The sequence below is a fragment of the Alcaligenes sp. RM2 genome (assembly GCF_052931795.1).
In genome coordinates this window covers 971,222-989,792 of the sequence record NZ_JBRFIO010000001.1, presented here as the reverse complement: position 1 = coordinate 989,792, position 18,571 = coordinate 971,222, and the positions used below count along the sequence as shown (strand labels likewise).

The following is an 18,571-nucleotide window of genomic DNA, read 5'->3' as shown; positions in this document are numbered from 1 at the left end:
ATTTCATGGAGCGACAAGCGCAGGATTGACTCTCCCAAGGCATTATGAGCAAAACTCCCGTCTCCATCCCTGACAGCAGCGTAGAAACCAATCTGGCCTTCCAGATGGCCAACATTATCTACAAGTTGGACCAAACGCTAAGATCGACCACCCTGCGTGAACACAATATGACCTATGTGCACTTTCGGGTCTTGCAGTACCTGTGGGATAAGGACGGGCGCAGCATCGGGGAAATTGCCAAGGCCATCGTGGTGCATCAGCCGGTCTTGAGCCGGGTGATTGACCAAATGGAAGAACGCGAATTGGTGCAGCGCCGCACGGACGAAAACGACAGCCGCTATATGCGTGTGTATCTGAGCGAAACGGGCCGTGAGCGCTATGCGCAAGTCTGGCCCGCCGCCAAAGAAATGATTGATGATGCTCTGTCAGTGCTCAATCCGAATGAGCGCGAGGATTTGGGCCGTATGCTGCGCAATGTCGCCGCCCATCTGGCGACCTGAGTCACGCTTTAAGTCTTGGCCTGGCCCGGTAAATTGGCCCGAATCAAACGGCCCGCAATGGAGTCTGTATGGGGCAGATCGGGCAGGGCGTCACCCGGGCCAAACCAGCGCGCGTCATTGATTTCGTCAGCTTGAATGCGCAGATCACCCCCGGCGTACTCGGCGGTATAAGCCACCATTAAAGAATGTGGGAAAGGCCAGGACTGACTGCCGAAGTACTGAATATTGTCCACGCGCAGCCCCACTTCCTCCATAACCTCACGGTGAATGGCTTCTTCCAGGTTTTCACCGGCTTCCACAAACCCGGCCAGAGCCGTGTAGCGCGCCGTCGCGTAAGTGGAATGACTGGCCAACAAGATACGGTCCTTGTCGCGGATCAGTACCATCATGGCCGGGGAGATGCGGGGATAGGCCGAGAAACCACAAGAGGTGCAGCGAAAGCACAGTTCATGCTTCACACGCTCCATGGCCGAACCGCACACACCACAGTAACGATGGCTGCGCGCCCATTCCGAGACTTGAAAAGCCCGATTCACCATACTGGCTTGATCTCCCAACTGCGACAGCACGCCGCGCAAGTGACGGAAGGTAAAGCCATCCGGAGCCGGGGCCTCGGCCGCTACGTGGCAGGCAAAATCCTGACAATCGTCACCTGGAAAAAGAGCATGCCATTGCGCTGGCGCTAAATCCAGTGCGGGTTTGGCAGGAATCAAGGCTTGTCCTTCCTGGCTGCTGACCAATATTTCATTTCCACGAAAAATGAAATTCATGTGTTTTCTGTCCTTTAATAAGCCGCCTAAGAGCAGCACAGCGCTGGCTATTGTACGGGAAGGACGGAGGCAGAAAAAAGCGGAGAAAAACCCAAGGGGCCGAGCAGGGCGTTCAGACAGCGGCCAGAAAAATCCGCCGTTTTAAAACCAGAAACACAACTGTCAAAAAGGTGACGTGTTACCTGGCCTTGTCGAGAAAACCCCAGGACAAAACCGGCAAGCCACCTAATTAGCAGACAGATAATTAAGCATGAATTTATTTAAAACCAGTGATTCGTTTTTAAACTTTTAAAACCGGATTAATTATTTATAAAAACCATTTCTTATTTTTGTTTTATTTTTTTTATTTTAAAAATCGCTATTTTATTTTTATATATTAAGGCAGCTTATAAAGCGTCTGTATTTATTCCTGGCTTCACTAGACCACTTTCAGAAAAAATAGCCCTAGGGAGTTTGAGGATGATCAGAAAAGTCCACAAAAAAACCGCCTGGCCTGAGCAAGACGGTTTTCTTGAAAAAACCGCATAAAACCTGAGGTTTCACGCGGTTTAAGCAGACAGCACCTGCTGAAAAAAATACTGGCAGGCAGAAAATAAGGAACTGGCTGGTTTACTCGATGTTTTGGGTCTGTTCGCGCAGTTGCTCAATACATAGCTTCAAGTCGATAGAGGCGCGCGTCATGTCCATGCTGCCTGCCTTGGAACCCAAGGTATTGGCCTCACGGTTCATCTCTTGGAACAGGAAGTCCAAACGCTTGCCAGTGCTGCCTTGGCGCGTGCTTTTCTTGTTGGACGACACGCTGGTATCACCGTTAAGAATCAGTTCCAGCTCGGTCAAATGCGAACGCAAGCGGGCAATTTCCTCGGCCACATCGATACGCAGAGAGAAAACAGCCGCTTCCTGGGCGACGCGGGCAGACAGCTCTTCGCCCGAAATCAGGGCAAAACCGTCCGGGCTGGCTTGCAACAAGGCGTCATGCAAGCGAGTGGCAATCTTGTTCTTCTGCTCCGTCAGAATAGAAGGCAAGTGCTGCTCAACCTCGTCCACAATGGCGCTCATGTCCTGGCGAATATCCAGCATGGCTTGTGCCAGCCGCTGGCCTTCACGCTCTCGGGTCGCCTGAAAATCCTGCAGGGCCGCCTCGAAAGCCTGGCTGATCATGGGCAGCCAGATTTCGGGGTCCATGCCTGAATTATTGCCGCTTTGATTGCTCAGCAAGGTATGCAGCTCGGGCGCAGGCAGATCGGGAATGGCGACGCGTGCCACTTGCAGCATTTGTGCTGTGCGTTCCACCGCCTCCATATCCAGGCTGCGTTGCTGATCCGTGCCGCTACGGGCAAAGTTGACCCGCAATTCCAGCTTGCCACGCTGTACACCCTGGGCGGCCAGCTCGCGCAGCAGATTCTCCGCAAAACGCAGTTCCTCGGGCAAACGCAGATTCAGGTCCAGAAAGCGGTTGTTGACGCTGCGCATCTCGATATTGATGGTGCCTGCTTCGGACTCGGCCTTGGCGCTGCCAAACGCGGTCATGCTACGGATCATGGGTGGGTCACTTTAAGAATGGAATAAAGCCGCCAATTGTACTCTCAGGTCCCGGCTTTGGCCGCGCCTCTTGCCGCGACAAAGCTCTATACTTTAGGCATTCAAGGCCTGTAAGGGCCGATTTTTTTACCAAATCTAAGGGCAGTCATGCTACGAATCCTGCATACAGCCGATTGGCAAATAGGTCGCCAGTATTCGCGTTTCGAGCTGGAGGACGCGGCCGCCCTGGCTGAGGCACGTTTCAAGGCCATTGAGAAGCTGGCAACGCTGGCTACCGAACATCGCGCCGATCTGCTTGTGGTAGCGGGCGATGTCTTTGATTCGCAAACCCTGAGCGATCGCAATCTGCGCCGCAGTTTCATTGCCATGGCGGGTTTCACCGGCCCCTGGCTGCTCCTGCCCGGCAACCATGACGCGGCCTTGAGCGAAAGTGTCTGGACACGCGCGCGCCGCTTGAACTGCATTCCAGATTATGTGCATGTGCTTGATACACCGGAGCTTTTTCTGCTGGACGAGTTCAAGCTTGCGGTCCTGCCAGCGCCGTTGACACAACGCCAGACTTATCAGGACTTGAGCGACTGGTTCGATCAGGCCGAAAGTCCGGCGGGTTACTGGCGTCTGGGCTTGGCGCATGGCAGCGTCAGTGGGGTGCTGGAGCATTTGGACAGCCATAACCTGATCGATCAAAACCGCGTACAACGCGCCAAACTGGACTATCTGGCACTGGGGGACTGGCACGGCACCGTCAAAATTAACGAGCGCTGCTACTACAGCGGCACGCCCGAGCCGGACCGCTTTCGGGATAACGACTCTGGCCAGGCTCTGCTCGTGGAAATCAGCGAACCGGGCGCAACACCTGTGGTTCAAGCCTTGCCGGTTGCCCAACACCTTTGGCGCAGTATCCAGCACCATTTGAATGACGACACGGATCTGGACCTGCTGGAGCGGGAACTGAATGCCTTAGCGGATCAGAGCGTGGTGGAACTGGAGCTATCAGGTCAGTTAAGCCTGAGCGGTTTTGAGCGTCTGGAAAATATTTTGGGGCAGTCCCAAGCCCGTTGCCGCGCCTGGGACTGCCAGCGCGAGGCCTTGCGTCTGGCACCTTCTGAAGAGGATCTGGACGCCTTGCAAGCCGATGGCTACTTGCAGGCCGCGTTGAAACAGTTGCAGGAACTGCGTCACGGCAGCCAGCAGCAAGCCGCTGAAGATGCCTTGCTGATTCTGGCCGGTTTGCTGCGCGATAAAGAAGGTGGTCATGCACATTAAGTCCCTGCGCGTCGAGCAGTTCAAGCGCTTTCGTCAGCCCGTCTCACTGGACCAGCTGGAACCGGGCCTGAACATCATCAGCGCCCCGAACGAGGCCGGTAAAAGCACCTTGGCCGAAGCCTTGCGCACGGTGTTTTTCGAACGTTATGGCACAGGTAGTCTGGCAAAAATCCTGCCTTGGGGTGATTCTTCAGCCGCACCGGAAATCGAGCTGGATTTCAGCCTGAACGGCCAGGACATGCGACTGAGCAAACGTTTCCTGAAGCGCAAACGCTGCGATTTATACATTGGCAATCAGCATCTGGACAATGACGAGGCCGAACAATTCCTGGCCCAGCAAATGGGCTTTGAGTACGCCGCCAAAGGCAGCAGCCAAGCCCGTAACTGGGGCGTGCCGGGCCTTTTGTGGATTGAACAAGGGCAGGGCCAGGACTTGCGCAGCTCGGTCGAGCACGCCAGCGGCACCTTGCAGCAGGCTTTGGGTAGCGAAATCGCCGATTTGACTAGTGCAGACGGGGATTATCTGATCGAACAGGCCCAGCAACAGCTGGACAAATATGTGACCCAGGCTCAAGGACAGCCACGCGGCGTCTGGCTGGCAGCGCAGAAAGAAGCCAAGGAGCTGGAAGAGCAGTTACAGAGCCAGCAGTCTGCCTTGCAGCAGTATCAGCAATGGGTGGACGAACTGGCGCAGGCCCGCAAGCAAATCACCCATGCCGAGGCTAAGCGCCCGTGGGAACAGCTACGTGAGCAAGCCAAACAAGTGCAGGTTCAGTTACTTCAAGCCCGCCAATTGCAGGAACGGGCCAAGGAACTGCAACAGGCGCTGAACATGTTGGCCGAGCGAGAAAAGCTCTACCAACAAGCTGGGGAACGCGACCTGGAGTGGGCTCGCCAACGCAGCCAGCGCGCCGAGCAGGTCAAATCCTTGAGTGCCAAGCTGGAGCAAGAGCAGGGCACGCTCAACAGTTTGAACCAGCGTCTGGAGCAGGCGCGCAGCCATAAAGACGCCAGCCTGCAGGAGCAGGAACGCGCCCGTACCTGGCAGCAATGGTTTCAAGATCAAGCCAGCTTTGAAGGCACACAGCAGCAATTGCAGCAGGTGCAAGGGCAACTGGAAGAACTGGGCAAGTTGGAAACCCAACTGGCGCAATGCGGGGCCGCCTTGGTGCAGCTGAAAATCAGCGACGAGGCCCTGGACCAATTACGCCAGCAGCACCAGCTTATTCAGCGTTTACAACACCAGCTTGAGACGATTTCCACCGAATTGCAGATCGAACTGCAAGACGGCGCCAGCCTGTTGCTGGATGGGGCATCCATTCAGGGCCAGCACCGCGCCCACCTTAGCGCCAGCACCCTGATTGAGCTTCCCGGAATGGGCCAGTTGCGCATCATTCCCGGCGGCCGCGATCTGGGCAAGGTGCAGCAGCAATTGGCGCAAACCCAGCAGGAATACGCACAGGCGCTTGGCCAACTGGGCGGAAAAAGCCTGGAAGAGCTGGAACGCCGCCGCGAGCAATATCGGGAACAAGAGCAGCAGGACCGGCTGTTACGCAGCTCCATGAAAGCGCTGGCCCCGCAAGGCAAAGCACATTTGCAAGGTCTGGTTCAGGCGGCTCAACAACGCATCGCCCCGCAACGCCCGCAAGGCGAGGCCATCGAGGCCTCGGAACTGGGCCGTATCGCCCAAGCCGCCTCCATGGCCGAGCAGCAGTACCGCGCACTGGAAAGCGACTGGCATGATGCCCGCGAAGCCCTTGCTCGCACCCAGGCTCGTCTGGAGCAGGCCCAGGCTGAAGCTCACAGCCTGGAACAGCAATGGGCTGACCCACAACGCCAGCAAGCGCAGCAGGAGCGCGAGCAGCAGTGGGGACAACTGCGCTTGCAACGCGAGCAGCAACTGGCCGATCAGAAGGCTTTGGAAGCCGAGCTGGCCGCCTTGCCCGTGTCGGTTCTGGAGCAGGACCTGCAACGTCTGGAGCGCAGCGCTCAACAACAGGAGCAAAGCTATAACGAGGCCCGACTGGCCGCGCAGTTGGTGCAAACCAAGCTGGAAACCCACGGAGCGCAAGGCCTGGAAGAGCAAATCGACCAGACCTCGCTACGTCTGCACGATTGCCAGCGCCGTTGCGCCACCTACGAGCGCCGTGTCGCGGCCTTGCGCCTGTTGCTGTCTGTGCTAAGGGAGCAGCGCAACGCCTTGACCCAGCAATTGCACGAGCCTTTGCAAAAGCACATTAACCACTATCTGCGTCTGCTTTTGGGCAAGGCACGGGTGGAGCTGGACGAATACCTGGCCCCACGCTGGCTGCAACGCGATAGCGGACAAGGGCTGGCCGACGACATTGACGGCTTGAGCTTTGGCGCACGCGAGCAAATCGGCCTGATCGCCCGTCTTGCCTATGCAGATTTGCTGCAACAGGCAGGCCGTCCCACCTTGCTGATTCTGGATGACGTGCTGGTCCACAGCGACAACGATCGCCTGGGGGCCATGAAGCGCATTATTCACGACGCCGCCCAACGCCATCAGATCCTGCTTTTCACCTGCCAGGCCGATAAGTGGATGGACATGGGTGTTGCGCTACGGCCCGTCCCGCAAGGCGTACAATAGGCGTTTTGAATTTTGTCCGGAGCCTAGCCTTGTCTGAAAACGCTACGATTGCACGTCCCTCGGGTCGATCTGCTGCACAATGCCGTCCTATCGAACTGGTGACCGGCTTTACCCGTCACGCCGAAGGCTCGGTACTGATCCGTCTGGGTGAAACCCATGTTCTGTGCAATGCCAGCGTGCTCGACAAAGTCCCTCCCTTTCTGAAAGGCAAGGAACAGGGCTGGGTAACGGCGGAATACGGCATGCTGCCTCGCTCCACGCACACGCGCTCGGACCGTGAAGCGGCCCGTGGCAAGCAAAATGGCCGTACCCAGGAAATCCAGCGTCTGATCGGCCGCAGCCTGCGCGCTGTCTTTGATCTGAAAGCCCTGGGCGAGCGCACCATTCACATTGACTGTGACGTTCTGCAAGCCGACGGCGGCACCCGCTGCGCCAGCATCACTGGGGCCTGGGTCGCAGCCTGCCTGGCCGTACGCAGCCTGCAAGAGCAGGGCAAGCTGCAAGCCTCGCCCATTCTGGATCAACTGGCGGCCGTCTCGGTCGGCGTGTTCGAATCCAACCCCGTCCTGGACCTGGACTACCTGGAAGACTCCGCCTGCGGCGTGGACATGAATATCGTCATGACAGGCAGCGGTAATCTGGTGGAAGTGCAGGGCACCGCCGAAGGCCAGACTTTTGCACGCCCCACCTTGAATCGCTTGCTGGATCTGGCCGAGCAGGGCATTGCCGAGCTGATGCAAGCCCAGAAACAAGCCTTGCAGGGCTGATCGCGATGAAACGGGTCTGTCCTGCTCCCTGCGCGACACCGCCAGGCAGCGGGACAAACCGCTATTGGGACGCCGTCCCATGCAGCACACACTGCCTGGCACGGCGCCTTGCCATTTTTACTGAACAGGGCGCTTTGCCGCCTGCTGCGACTTATGAACACTGAATCCAAGCGTGTCGTCCTGGCCTCCAACAATGCTGGCAAACTCAAGGAGTTTTCCGCCATCCTGGCTCAGGCCGGTATCAGCATGGTTCCTCAAGGCCAATTGAACATTCCCGAGGCCGAGGAACCCTTTGCCACTTTTATCGAGAATGCACTGGCCAAGGCCCGTCATGCCAGCCAATTAAGCGGCTTGCCCGCCTTGGCCGATGACTCCGGCCTCTGTGTGCGCGCCCTGGACGAAGCCCCCGGCGTATATTCCGCCCGTTTTGCCGCTCGCGAACTGGGCGGTGAAAAGTCCGATGCAGCCAATAACGCCTTGCTGGTCCAGCGTCTGCAAGGACAAAGCGACCGTCGCGCCTGTTATGTGGCTGTTCTGGTGTATGTGCGCCATGCCCAGGACCCACGGCCCATCGTGATTGAAGGCGTCTGGGAGGGGGAGATTCAGGATCAACCCGCTGGCGAGCACGGCTTTGGCTATGATCCTCACTTTTATCTGCCAGAGCTCAAGCAAACTGCGGCGCAGCTCTCTCCTGAAGTGAAGAACAAATACAGCCACCGGGCGCAAGCCATGCAAGCCTTGTTGGCCCGTCTGGCCGCCGAGTAACACCATGACTGTTTTCTCTCCCGAGGTACGCATCCGGCCTGGCTCCGGCCCGGCCACCTTGCTGCCCAGCCTGCCGCCCTTGTCCGTCTACGTGCACGTGCCCTGGTGCGTGCGCAAATGTCCATACTGTGACTTCAACTCACACGAAGCACCAACGGAACTGCCCGAAAACGAGTATCTGGACGCCTTGCAGGCTGATCTGGAGCAAACCCTGCCGCTGGTCTGGGGCAGGCAGGTAATTTCCGTATTTATCGGTGGTGGCACGCCCAGTCTGCTGTCAGCCCAGGCGCTGGACCGCATGCTGGCCTTGCTGCGATCCCACCTGAACTTGCTGCCCGACGCAGAAATTACGCTGGAAGCCAATCCTGGAGCTTCCGAAGCCTCGCGCTTCATGGATTTTGCACACAGTGGCGTGAACCGGATTTCTTTGGGCATTCAGAGCTTTAACGATGAGGCCCTGAAAGCGCTGGGCCGCATTCATGACAGCCAGCAAGCGCAACAGGCTATTGAAGCCGCCATGAAAGCCGTGGACCGCGTGAACCTGGACGTCATGTACGCCTTGCCGGGCCAGACCCCAGCGCAATCCGAGCGGGACATTTTGCAGGCCATGTCTTATGAGACCGAGCACTTGTCGCTCTACCATTTGACTTTGGAACCCAATACCGTCTTCGCGAAATACCCGCCGGCCTTGCCCAATGACGACGACAGCGCCGCCATGCAGGACCGCCTGATCGAGCTGACCGCCAGCCGCGGCTGGAACCAGTACGAGATCTCGGCCTACAGCAAGCGCGGTGGCCATAGCCGCCACAATCTGAATTACTGGGAATTTGGCGACTATATCGGCATAGGCCCGGGAGCCCACGGCAAGCTGTCCTTTCACGACCGCATTATCCGTACTGCTACCACCCGCAGCCCGGCGCAATGGATGCAGAACGCCATCAAGCGCGACGGCAGCCACTATGCGCACAATGCCCGTGTCACACCCAAAGACTTGCCCTTTGAGTTCATGCTGAACGTGTTGCGCCTGAAAGAGGGCGTACCCGCCCAGTACTTCCAGGAACGCACGGGTGTGCCCCTTGCGAACATCCTGCCCGTGATCAAGCGCAATATCGAGAAAGGTTTGCTGGCTTCCGATCCGGTTCGTATTCGAACCACCGATTTAGGCTGGCGATTCTTAAATGATTTACAGGAAGCATTCCTTCCTGATGAAGGTTCCTGACATTTAATTGTTTATTTAAGACATTTTTTATTGTGCATCTGCACAATTGCTCTACAATTAATTTCTGGTAAGTCCTATGCCATAACTACTTTATCGGTATTGCGCTGTTTGGATCAGACTCAGCGGCAATCCCGATACACGTAATTAAGACCTGCCGTAGTGGGTTACACAATGATCCGCGCCACTCCTCCTCACTTTTTGTTAACGTCATTGACGCTGGAGTAACCATGTCCTCCCCCGAAGATGTTCTGAAGATCATCGCCGAACGCGAAATCACGTTTGTCGATTTCCGCTTTACCGATACCCTGGGCCGTGAGCACCACTTGACCACCCCCGCACACGCGGTGGACGAGGATCGCTTTGAGTCTGGTGTCGCCTTTGACGGCTCTTCCTTGCCTGGCTGGAAAGGAATCGAAGCCTCGGACATGTTGCTCATCCCGGACGCCAAAACCGCCCGTATGGACCCGTTCCGTGAAGAGCCCACCCTGATTCTGACCTGCGATGTGGTCGAGCCTTCCGATCTGAAAGGTTACGACCGCGACCCACGTTCGCTGGCCAAGCGTGCTGAAGCCTACCTGCGCTCCAGCGGTTTGGGCGATACCGCATACTTTGGTCCCGAGCCGGAATTCTTCGTGTTCGACGGTATTACCTGGAACGACGACATGTCGGGCAGCTTCGTGAAGATTCGCTCTGAAGAAGCTCCCTGGTCGCGTGGTCTGGAACTCAATGGCAATAACCTGGGTCACCGTCCTGGCGTCAAAGGCGGCTACGTTCCTGTTTCGCCTACAGACTCCTTTGCCGATCTGCGCGCTGAAATGTGTTTGCTGCTGGAACAGCAGGGCGTTCCTGTTGAAATCCACCACCACGAAGTGGCCGCTCCCGGCCAGCTGGAAATCGGTACGCGCTTCTCGACTCTGGTCGAGCGTGCGGACTGGAACCAGATCATGAAGTACACCATCCATAACGTGGCTCACGTTTATGGCAAAACGGCAACTTTCATGCCCAAGCCCGTGGTCGGCGACAACGGTTCCGGCATGCACGTGCACCAGTCCATCTGGAAAGACGGCCAGAACCTGTTTGCCGGTAACGAGTACGCCGGTCTGTCCGAGTTCGCGCTGTTCTACATTGGCGGCATCATCAAGCACGCCCGTGCCCTGAACGCCATCACCAACCCCACGACCAACTCCTACAAGCGTCTGGTTCCGCACTTTGAAGCCCCAGTGAAACTGGCTTACTCCGCCCGTAACCGCTCGGCCTCGATCCGCATTCCTTACGTCAGCAACCCCAAGGCGCGTCGTGTGGAAGCCCGCTTCCCCGATCCAATGGCCAACCCATACCTGGCCTTCTCGGCCCTGATGATGGCCGGTCTGGACGGTGTGCAGAACAAGATTCACCCCGGCGATGCAGCCGACAAGAACTTGTACGATCTGCCACCCGAAGAAGATGCAAAAATCCCAACCGTTTGCGTGTCGCTGGAACAGGCGATCGAGTCCCTGGACAAAGATCGCGAATTCCTGACCCGTGGCGGTGTGTTCAGCAATGAAATGCTGGACGCCTTCATCGAGCTGAAACAAGCCGAAATCACCCGTCTGCGTATGGTTCCGCACCCGGTCGAATTCGACATGTACTACAGCCTGTAAGATCGAAGGCACTGGTTTTGGCCAGTACGATCAAAAAGAGCGGCGTTCGGGCCGCTCTTTTTATTCTGCCCTCGGACGATTACCATACGCAGTCACCCAAACCTTATCGTCATGGAAGTAAAGATGGACCTGGTTTTTCAATGGAAACGGTTGGACGATCTGTCCACGCGGGAAATGTACACAATCATCCAGGCTCGCGAGGCGGTGTTTGTGGTGGAGCAGGAGTGTGCCTACCAGGACGTGGACGGCCTGGACCTGGATTCCTGGCATTTGTCCGTGCTCAAGGACGGCGAGCTGGCTGCTTATGCTCGCGTTGTCGAACCGGGCCTGAAATATGATGAGCCTTCCATTGGCCGTGTCCTGACCTTGGCCAAGTTCCGTAGCCTGAAAATCGGCTACGCGCTAGTGGCTGAAGCGATCCGCTTTACGGAAGCCCACTATCCTGGCGCAGGCATACGCATTGGCGCACAGGCGCATTTGCAGAAGTTCTACGGCTCTTTAGGTTTTGAACCTGTGGGCGAGATCTACGACGAGGACGGCATTCCTCATATTGAGATGGTCAAAGCAGCCGTCATTGCTTGATATAGCGTCGGTTGCTGCAACGACGACCCAAGCTCAAACCCTACAAAGCCCCCAAGTTAATGGGTGTTTAATCCAGGCAAGGTGCCGATATCTGCTTGGGCCTTCAGATACTCAATCAAGGCACGTGCCGAGTTCGACAAGTGTCGTCGATGCGTATACGCCAGTACCAGACGCAAAGGGGCAGGCGGCAAGGGCAGGGGAACGGCAATCAGACGCCCTTGGGCGATCTCTTTCTCACATCCCTGCCGCACCAGAATCGCAAAACCCAGCCCTTTGACGGCGCCAGCTCCCGCCAGCAAACCGCTATTCACACGAAAGCGGCTGGGGACGTTCAAAATTTGAAAGCGACCATCGGGCAAGACAAACTGCCAGGCCTGGCCATCCAAAGCCGTATCGGTCGTAATGCAGGGCAACTGTTCCAACTCTTCCAGGCTGCTGGGCATACCGCATTGCTCGATCAAGGCAGGTGCCGCCACGACCTGGCAATCAAAAGAATACAATTCCTGCACCACCAGGCTGCTGTCTGGCAAAGCACCCCGACACATCAATAAGGCCAGGTCAAAATCCTGCGCCAGCACACCAGGGCCTTCCAGGTTGGTTTGACAATGCAGTTCCAGATCCGGATGCTGGGCCGCAAAATCCGCCAGGACACCCGCCAATAGAAACGGCCCCACCTCGGATGGAATACAAATCCGCAAGCGTCCCGACAAACGGGTGCGTTGATCCAGCAAATCCTGTTCAGCCTGCTTTAAGGCTCCCCACCAGGGCTGAACGGTATCAAACAAGCCCTGGCCCACACTGGTCAAACGCAGCTGCCGGGAACTGCGCTCCAGCAAGCGCTGACCAATCTGCCGCTCCAGTTGCGCCACATAACGGCTGACATTGGAGGTCGGCAAATCCAGCACCTGAGCTGCAGCCGTAAAACTGCCACTTTCAGCTACCTGGATAAAAACCCGCAAGGCATTCAAATTCATCTGGGGAGTCATGGAATTGTCCCGGTTTTGATAATTTAATATTCGAAGTATAGAGACTACATATCAAAACCGCGAAGAATTAGGCTAGAGGCCTCTTTCTTTATGCGTATCGTCATGTCTAACTCTGAAGTGTTTCGTCCCCGGCTACGTGCCCGTGCCGTGTCTTTTATCCAGTTTGTTCATGCTCTGGAATTCATGGCCTTGACGCCTTTGTTTGTCTGGATGGCAGTGGACTTTGATGTTCCTGCCACCTACGCCGGCTATGCCGCTTCCGCCTATATGGGCGGCGCCGCTTTATCGGGCGTCCTGGCTGCACGGTGGATGCACCGCGCGGCACTAAAGCCTTTACTGCTCCTGGCACTGATTCTCTTGGTCGTATTAACCGCTTTGGGGGCCATCAGCTCCGAATTCGGGCTATTTATCCTGCTGCGTCTGGGAGCTGGTTTGCTAGGTGGTTTTTTGATGAGCGCCGCAACGACTTTACTGCTGCATGGCATGAATGCCGAGCAGCGTACCGACGCGATTGCCATTGTGGTCAGCGCCTTTGCCTTGGTCAGTATCGCCGGAATGCCCGTCACCTTGTTCATCGCCGTAGAACTGGGCTGGCGTATCGCCTTGATGACTCTGGCCGTGCTCTGCCTGCTTGCCGTCGCAATTGCTCATCGCTATCTGCCTTCCAACCCTTGCGTTGCAGCGCAACCCTCACCACTGGCTCTAGGTAAAGAGGCCTGGCGCTGGCTAAGCCTGCCGGCTATTGCGCAGGCAGGCTCACTATTACTGATCCCGGTCCTGATCCCCGTTTTGGCGCTACGCTACGACACTCAAGCACAGCAAATGCCTGTGATCTTCATGTTGGGCGGTGTCGCCGCCTTGATCGCCTCCCGCCTATCCGCTACGGGCATCAAAAAATGGGGCGAGACCCGTATCTCTGATCTGGGTACGTTGATCTTGCTCTTGTCCTTGATCATGCTAGCCCTGGGGTGGGGAACAGCTCACGTATTCATGATTATGTTCATGACGGGCAGCTACACCCGTCTAGTCTGCGCCAGCGCCCGCAGTACCAGCTACCCCACTCAAGCTCAGCGGGGCCGCTTCATGGCTTTGCAAACCACAGGCAACCACATCGGCAGCTTTATTGCTCTGGCTATTCCCTCCCTACTGCTCCGCACCCTGGATGTATCCGTGCCAGACCTTCATGTCTTGCTGCTCCTGACAGCGTTTGTTGCCCTTGTTCTGCCCATTTTCATGCGATGCGCTACCCCCCAGCCCCTGAGACCTTACGATCAGGCAAAAACAATCGATCACTAACACTACTAAATCACTACACCTGCTTACTCACACTTCCTGACACCTGGTTTAGGGTGTCAGATAAACGCTTGCATGAGCGTCAGGGGAGGGCTTCCGACAAACAGCATCACGTCAAAGGAGTCGCATATGGCTACACACACCGCCAAACACGCCGAGCTTTACCGCATGGTGACGGCAGAACATATCTGTCCCTTCGGGCTTAAAGCACGCGCACTGCTCAAACGCAAAGGCTACGAGCTGGACGATCACTGGCTCAGGAATCGCGAAGAGATTGACGCTTTCAAGGCCAAGCATCAAGTCAGCACAACCCCCCAGACCTTTATCAATGGAAAACGGATAGGGGGCTATGACGAACTGGTCGAGTATTTCGGTGGGAAGGTCAAGGACAAGGATGCCGTCAGCTACACGCCCGTGATCGCCTTGTTTGTGATGGCTGGCTTGATGGCGCTAGCTGTTTCCTGGGCGGCATTCGGACAGATTGTCCTGCTCCAGGCGCTGGAATGGTTTATTGCCATTGCCATGTGTTTGCTGGCCGTGCAGAAGCTCAAAGATGTGGACGGCTTTGCCACCATGTTCCTGAACTACGACTTGCTGGCCCAACGATGGGTGCGCTACGCCTATCTGTACCCCTTTGGAGAAGCAGTGGCCGGCGCGTTGATGCTGGCCGGTGCCCTGATGTGGCTGTCTGTGCCCATCGCCTTATTTATTGGTAGCATCGGTGCCTGGTCAGTGTTCAAGGCGGTCTATATCGACAAGCGCGAACTGAAATGCGCTTGCGTGGGTGGCGACAGCAAGGTGCCGTTGGGCTTTGTCTCTCTAACTGAAAACCTGATGATGGTGGCGATGGCAGTCTGGATGCTGATCAAGCCGTCCTTGATCAGCGCGTAGAGGACAGCATGGCGCACGCTAGATCTGCCGTACTTGCAACTACGCAGGCTCGCCACGCAAAAAGGCCTGGGCCCGTTGCGCCATGATGGCTTCGCGGCGGATGAAGTCCGCCACAAAGTCATTCACAGGACGATGATGCAGGCTGTAAGGCGTATCCCACTGGATGATCTTGCCAGCCTGCATCACACCAATACGATCGGCAATCGCAAAGGCTTCAGCCTGATTGTGGGTGACCAGAATCGCGGTAATGCCTGCGCTTTTCAGAATGTCGCGCACCTCAAACGCCAAGCGCTCGCGGGTATCCACATCCAGATTGGAAAACGGTTCATCCAGCAACAGCAGAGAGGGTTTGGGAGCCAAGGCGCGTGCCAAAGCCACGCGCTGCTGCTGGCCACCCGACAATTCATGCGGATAGCGCTGCGCCAAACGGGCCAGATCGACCAGTTCCAGCATTTCCAGTACTCGAGCCTGACGCTGGGCTTTATCCCATTTGCGCAGACCAAAGGCCACGTTTTTTTCTACTGTCAGGTGAGGAAAGAGGGCGTAATCCTGGAACATCATGCCCACATGGCGATCTTCCGGCGGCACTTGCTGAGACACAGCCGACAAGACACGGCCATTCAACAGAATATGTCCGGCACGCAAAGGCTCGAAACCGGCAATGGCCCGCAAGACCGTGGTCTTGCCACAGCCCGAGGCCCCCAGCAGACAGCCAATTTCCCCTTGGGGCAAATGCAGGCTGAGCTGGTCAACAACCGGCCGAAAACCTTCAGACGTTTCGTAGGACAGGGTAATCGCCTGCAAATCCAGAAAATCGTTCATGATGCGCGTGGGCCAGAGGCCATCAATTGAGTACGTGCCAATAAAATAACGGGGATCAAACCGGCCAGCACAATGGCCAAGGCGGCAACCGCGCCTTCCTCATAAGTCCCACGAGCCGCTTCCGCATACAGCCAGGTTGCCAAGGTCTCGAAATTCATCGGACGCAGCAACAAGGTCGCAGGCAGCTCCTTCATGGCATCAACAAAAATCAGCAAGGCAGCCGCGCCCATGGCGGGACGCAGCAAGGGCAAGTGCACACGTTTCAGCGTCCCCGCCGGGGTTTCACCCAATAAACGGGAAGCCTGCTCCAGCGATGCCGGGATTCGAGCCAGCCCGGCTTCAATACCGCCAACCGAGATCGCCAGAAAGCGCAGGGTATAAGCCAAAACCAAAGCCAGCGTTGAACCCATCAACAACAAACCCGTCGCCGAAACACCAAACCAGGACATGACTTGATTGTAGAAAGAGTCAAACATGACGAGGGGCGTCAACAGCCCAATCGCCAGTACGGTTCCCGGAATGGCGTATCCCAGACTGCTGACACCTGCCAGAAAACGGGCCAGACGCGGTTTGCGTCCCGAACGTACTGCCCGAGCAGCCCAGGCGACGACCAAGCCACAAGATAGGGTCGCGATAGTGGCCAGCGCTGCGATATACAAGGTGTTCCAGGCGCTGCTCAGCAATTGCGCCGACACACCGCCCGCCAAGCTCACATGCTTGATGGTCTCATTCAACAAATACAGGGAGGGGGCCACAAAGCCCACCAGCACGGGCGCTACACCCAAAGCAATGGCGATACAGGCAGCGGAGCCTTTCAACCGGGTAGGTCGAATGGGTTCGGAACGCTGATTACTGGAATAGGCTTGGCGGCGGCGACCATAACGCTCGATGCTGATCAACGCCGCCACCAGACAGAGCATGGAAACAGCAATTTGCGCGGCACCCGCCAAATCCGAGCGCGTTACCCAGGTGGTGTAAATAGACACCGTCAGGGTCTGCACGCCCAGAAACTCGGAAGCACCAATATCGTTCAGCGTTTCCAGCAAAGCCAGGCTGACACCCACTGCAATCGCGGGGCGGGCCATGGGCAACACGACCCGAAAAAATACGCTGCGGCCCGATTCACCCATAATGCGGGCAGCCTCCAGCAAGCTGGCCGATTGTGTCGCAAACATGGCGCGCGTGCTCAGGTATACATAGGGGTAGAGCACCGAACCCAGCAGAAAAATTGCGCCACCCAAGGAGCGCAGATCTGGCAAACGGAATTCACGCGGGCTGCTATAGCCCAAGACGTAGCGAATGGCAGACTGAATCGGGCCAATCGGATGCAGCAAATCCAGATACGCAAAGGCCACGATATAGGTCGGCACTGCCAGCGGCAGCAACAAAGCCCATTGCAAGACCCGTCGTCCGGGAAACTCGTAGGCGGTAATCAGCCAGGCTGACCCCACTCCCAGACAGCTCACCACCACGCCGACCCCCAGGAGCAGCAGCAAGGTATTGCTCATGGCTTGAGGCAGAACGAACTGGAACAAATGCGACCAGTGCTCAGTCGAACCGCCTAAGGCGTGGGTCAGCAGGGTAATCACAGGCGCTGCCACGATCAGGGCAATCACAGCGGCAGCCAGGGACCAAAAGGGCAGACGACGAAAAAAGGGCATTATGAAAGGCTAGGTATTACAGGCGCTTAAATGCGCGACGACCGCCGCTCTGATTTCTCAAAGCTGGCGGTCGTAGAAAAAGAGTAGAGCGATTTTAGTTGTCGAAGCCAACTTTATCTACCAACTCGCTGGCTTGTTTGCGATGTTTGGCGATTTCAGTCAATGGCAAAGGATCAATCGTCATGGGGCCGAAGCTGGCCACCACGGGGTCCAGCTCAACACCGGCGCGCACGGGGTATTCGTAGTTGGCCTTGGCATACAGGCTCTGGGCTTTCTCGGAAACCAGGTACTCCAGCAGTTTGACAGCGTTGTCCTTGTTAGGAGCGTGCTTGGCCACAGCGGCACCGGAAATATTCACGTGTGTGCCACCGCCCTTGGTATCAGCAAAGGTTGGACGCACCACATTGATGGCTTCGCCCCATTTGTAGGCATCGCTACCAGGCTCGGCGTTTTTCATGCGGCCCACGTAGTAGGCGTTGGCAATACCCACATCACAAATGCCGCCCAGAATGTCGCGCGCTACGTCACGGTCACCACCGGCAGCCTTGCGGCCCAGGTTGTCTTTCACGCCACGCAGCCATTGTTCCGTCGCTTCTGCACCATTATGCGCAATCATGGCAGCCACCAAGGCTGTGTTATAGGGGTGCTGGCCGGAGCGAATACACACCTTGCCTTTCCATTTAGGATCGGCGAAATCTTCGTAGTGAATGCTCTTTACATCCACGTCTTTAGCCACATAGGCCACGCGATCGCGCAAGGACAGGGAGTACCACTGTTTGTCGGCACCGCGCAAATTGGCGGGAATGGCGCCGTCCAGAGTGGCGGACTCAACGGGCTGAGTAATTCCGGCTTCCACCAGATCCAGCAGATTACCGATGTCCACCGTCATCAGAATGTCGGCAGGGGACTTGTCGCCTTCGGTTTTCACGCGCTCGATCAGGCCATCTTTCACAAACACGGTATTGACCTTCACGCCTGTGTCTTTGCTGAAGGTTTCCAGCAGGGGAGTAATCAGGCCAGGTTCGCGAGTGGTGTAGAGGTTGACTTCGCCAGAAGCAAAAGCCGCCATCGACATAGTGCCCATAGCGGACAGAAGCAAAGCTTGGGTCAGGGCACGGCTACGAAGAGTAAAGCGCATTATCAACACTCCAAAACAGGCGTAAATAGCGTAAAAATCGGCTGTAAGCCAGAAAATGTGAATGATTATCAAACGTATGCAGGAACTAGGCAAGAGCTATTTGAATGTGGGCCCGTTT

General features: G+C 56.6%; 16 protein-coding genes. 10 read left to right on the top strand and 6 right to left on the bottom strand.

The genetic code is table 11. The features are described 5' to 3' along the window. Positions 1-44: 44 nt before the first annotated feature. Positions 45-500: a MarR family winged helix-turn-helix transcriptional regulator gene (locus tag ACU6HM_RS04540; RefSeq protein ID WP_009453901.1), complete on the top strand. Its 456-nt coding sequence runs from the start codon at positions 45-47 to the stop codon at positions 498-500. A gap of 8 nt (positions 501-508) precedes the next feature. Here ACU6HM_RS04540 and nudC read toward each other — a convergent pair whose 3' ends face one another. Both nudC and ACU6HM_RS04530 read right to left on the bottom strand, forming a co-directional pair. Next, entirely contained in the window at positions 509-1,270 is a 762-nt protein-coding gene (gene nudC / locus ACU6HM_RS04535) for an NAD(+) diphosphatase (RefSeq protein WP_446763387.1), read from the bottom strand. Positions 1,271-1,879: 609 nt separating this feature from the next. Then, entirely contained in the window at positions 1,880-2,812 is a 933-nt protein-coding gene (locus tag ACU6HM_RS04530) for a YicC/YloC family endoribonuclease (RefSeq protein WP_009453903.1), read from the bottom strand. 147 nt (positions 2,813-2,959) lie between these two features. Here ACU6HM_RS04530 and ACU6HM_RS04525 point away from each other — a divergent pair, with 147 nt between their 5' ends. The 7 genes from ACU6HM_RS04525 (at position 2,960) to ACU6HM_RS04495 (ending at position 11,662) form a co-directional block, all read left to right on the top strand. Continuing rightward, on the top strand, positions 2,960-4,078 hold the full coding sequence (locus tag ACU6HM_RS04525; RefSeq protein WP_446763386.1) for a metallophosphoesterase family protein: 1,119 nt from the start codon (positions 2,960-2,962) through the stop codon (positions 4,076-4,078). Then, entirely contained in the window at positions 4,068-6,689 is a 2,622-nt protein-coding gene (locus tag ACU6HM_RS04520; RefSeq protein WP_446763385.1) for an AAA family ATPase, read from the top strand. The genes ACU6HM_RS04525 and ACU6HM_RS04520 overlap by 11 nt, the downstream gene beginning before the upstream one ends. Before the next feature lie 29 nt (positions 6,690-6,718). Next, the gene (rph, locus tag ACU6HM_RS04515) at positions 6,719-7,456 is read left to right on the top strand and encodes a ribonuclease PH (protein ID WP_446763384.1); all 738 of its coding nucleotides are present in this window, start codon (positions 6,719-6,721) and stop codon (positions 7,454-7,456) included. A 153-nt stretch (positions 7,457-7,609) separates the two neighbouring features. Then, a complete protein-coding gene (gene rdgB / locus ACU6HM_RS04510; protein WP_009453909.1) occupies positions 7,610-8,221 on the top strand; it encodes an RdgB/HAM1 family non-canonical purine NTP pyrophosphatase in 612 nt (203 codons plus the stop codon). A gap of 4 nt (positions 8,222-8,225) precedes the next feature. Beyond that, the gene (gene hemW, locus ACU6HM_RS04505; protein ID WP_446763383.1) at positions 8,226-9,440 is read left to right on the top strand and encodes a radical SAM family heme chaperone HemW; all 1,215 of its coding nucleotides are present in this window, start codon (positions 8,226-8,228) and stop codon (positions 9,438-9,440) included. A gap of 227 nt (positions 9,441-9,667) precedes the next feature. Next, the gene (glnA, locus tag ACU6HM_RS04500; RefSeq protein ID WP_021446603.1) at positions 9,668-11,080 is read left to right on the top strand and encodes a type I glutamate--ammonia ligase; all 1,413 of its coding nucleotides are present in this window, start codon (positions 9,668-9,670) and stop codon (positions 11,078-11,080) included. 123 nt (positions 11,081-11,203) lie between these two features. Next, the gene (locus ACU6HM_RS04495; RefSeq protein WP_446763382.1) at positions 11,204-11,662 is read left to right on the top strand and encodes a GNAT family N-acetyltransferase; all 459 of its coding nucleotides are present in this window, start codon (positions 11,204-11,206) and stop codon (positions 11,660-11,662) included. A 56-nt stretch (positions 11,663-11,718) separates the two neighbouring features. Here ACU6HM_RS04495 and ACU6HM_RS04490 read toward each other — a convergent pair whose 3' ends face one another. Then, on the bottom strand, positions 11,719-12,648 hold the full coding sequence (locus ACU6HM_RS04490) for a LysR family transcriptional regulator (protein ID WP_446763381.1): 930 nt from the start codon (positions 12,646-12,648) through the stop codon (positions 11,719-11,721). Positions 12,649-12,750: 102 nt separating this feature from the next. Between ACU6HM_RS04490 and ACU6HM_RS04485 the strand changes: the two genes are divergently transcribed. Then, positions 12,751-13,944 (top strand): MFS transporter, encoded by a 1,194-nt coding sequence (locus tag ACU6HM_RS04485; protein ID WP_446763380.1) that lies wholly within the window; start codon positions 12,751-12,753, stop codon positions 13,942-13,944. A gap of 126 nt (positions 13,945-14,070) precedes the next feature. Continuing rightward, positions 14,071-14,832 (top strand): MauE/DoxX family redox-associated membrane protein, encoded by a 762-nt coding sequence (locus tag ACU6HM_RS04480; RefSeq protein ID WP_446763379.1) that lies wholly within the window; start codon positions 14,071-14,073, stop codon positions 14,830-14,832. Positions 14,833-14,871: 39 nt separating this feature from the next. On the opposite strand, the gene ACU6HM_RS04475 is transcribed toward ACU6HM_RS04480, so the two are convergent. The 3 genes from ACU6HM_RS04475 to ACU6HM_RS04465 all read right to left on the bottom strand — a co-directional run bounded on the left by ACU6HM_RS04475 (position 14,872) and on the right by ACU6HM_RS04465 (position 18,453). Continuing rightward, a complete protein-coding gene (locus tag ACU6HM_RS04475) occupies positions 14,872-15,654 on the bottom strand; it encodes an ABC transporter ATP-binding protein (protein ID WP_035271544.1) in 783 nt (260 codons plus the stop codon). Continuing rightward, the gene (locus ACU6HM_RS04470) at positions 15,651-17,315 is read right to left on the bottom strand and encodes an ABC transporter permease (RefSeq protein WP_009453931.1); all 1,665 of its coding nucleotides are present in this window, start codon (positions 17,313-17,315) and stop codon (positions 15,651-15,653) included. The genes ACU6HM_RS04475 and ACU6HM_RS04470 overlap by 4 nt, the downstream gene beginning before the upstream one ends. A gap of 94 nt (positions 17,316-17,409) precedes the next feature. Then, positions 17,410-18,453, bottom strand: a complete 1,044-nt coding sequence (locus tag ACU6HM_RS04465) for a Fe(3+) ABC transporter substrate-binding protein (protein WP_009453937.1) — start codon at positions 18,451-18,453, stop codon at positions 17,410-17,412. Positions 18,454-18,571: the final 118 nt, after the last annotated feature.

Bases quoted from the DNA above. Each gene is read 5' to 3' on its own strand.
- nudC (WP_446763387.1), bottom strand. From the start codon at position 1,270: ATGAATTTCATTTTTCGTGGAAATGAAATATTGGTCAGCAGCCAGGAA.
- ACU6HM_RS04465 (WP_009453937.1), bottom strand. From the start codon at position 18,453: ATGCGCTTTACTCTTCGTAGCCGTGCCCTGACCCAAGCTTTGCTTCTG.
- ACU6HM_RS04520 (WP_446763385.1), top strand. From the start codon at position 4,068: ATGCACATTAAGTCCCTGCGCGTCGAGCAGTTCAAGCGCTTTCGTCAG.
- rdgB (WP_009453909.1), top strand. From the start codon at position 7,610: ATGAACACTGAATCCAAGCGTGTCGTCCTGGCCTCCAACAATGCTGGC.
- ACU6HM_RS04525 (WP_446763386.1), top strand. From the start codon at position 2,960: ATGCTACGAATCCTGCATACAGCCGATTGGCAAATAGGTCGCCAGTAT.
- ACU6HM_RS04475 (WP_035271544.1), bottom strand. From the start codon at position 15,654: ATGAACGATTTTCTGGATTTGCAGGCGATTACCCTGTCCTACGAAACG.
- ACU6HM_RS04485 (WP_446763380.1), top strand. From the start codon at position 12,751: ATGTCTAACTCTGAAGTGTTTCGTCCCCGGCTACGTGCCCGTGCCGTG.
- hemW (WP_446763383.1), top strand. From the start codon at position 8,226: ATGACTGTTTTCTCTCCCGAGGTACGCATCCGGCCTGGCTCCGGCCCG.
- glnA (WP_021446603.1), top strand. From the start codon at position 9,668: ATGTCCTCCCCCGAAGATGTTCTGAAGATCATCGCCGAACGCGAAATC.
- ACU6HM_RS04495 (WP_446763382.1), top strand. From the start codon at position 11,204: ATGGACCTGGTTTTTCAATGGAAACGGTTGGACGATCTGTCCACGCGG.
- ACU6HM_RS04530 (WP_009453903.1), bottom strand. From the start codon at position 2,812: ATGATCCGTAGCATGACCGCGTTTGGCAGCGCCAAGGCCGAGTCCGAA.
- ACU6HM_RS04490 (WP_446763381.1), bottom strand. From the start codon at position 12,648: ATGACTCCCCAGATGAATTTGAATGCCTTGCGGGTTTTTATCCAGGTA.
- ACU6HM_RS04540 (WP_009453901.1), top strand. From the start codon at position 45: ATGAGCAAAACTCCCGTCTCCATCCCTGACAGCAGCGTAGAAACCAAT.
- ACU6HM_RS04470 (WP_009453931.1), bottom strand. From the start codon at position 17,315: ATGCCCTTTTTTCGTCGTCTGCCCTTTTGGTCCCTGGCTGCCGCTGTG.
- ACU6HM_RS04480 (WP_446763379.1), top strand. From the start codon at position 14,071: ATGGCTACACACACCGCCAAACACGCCGAGCTTTACCGCATGGTGACG.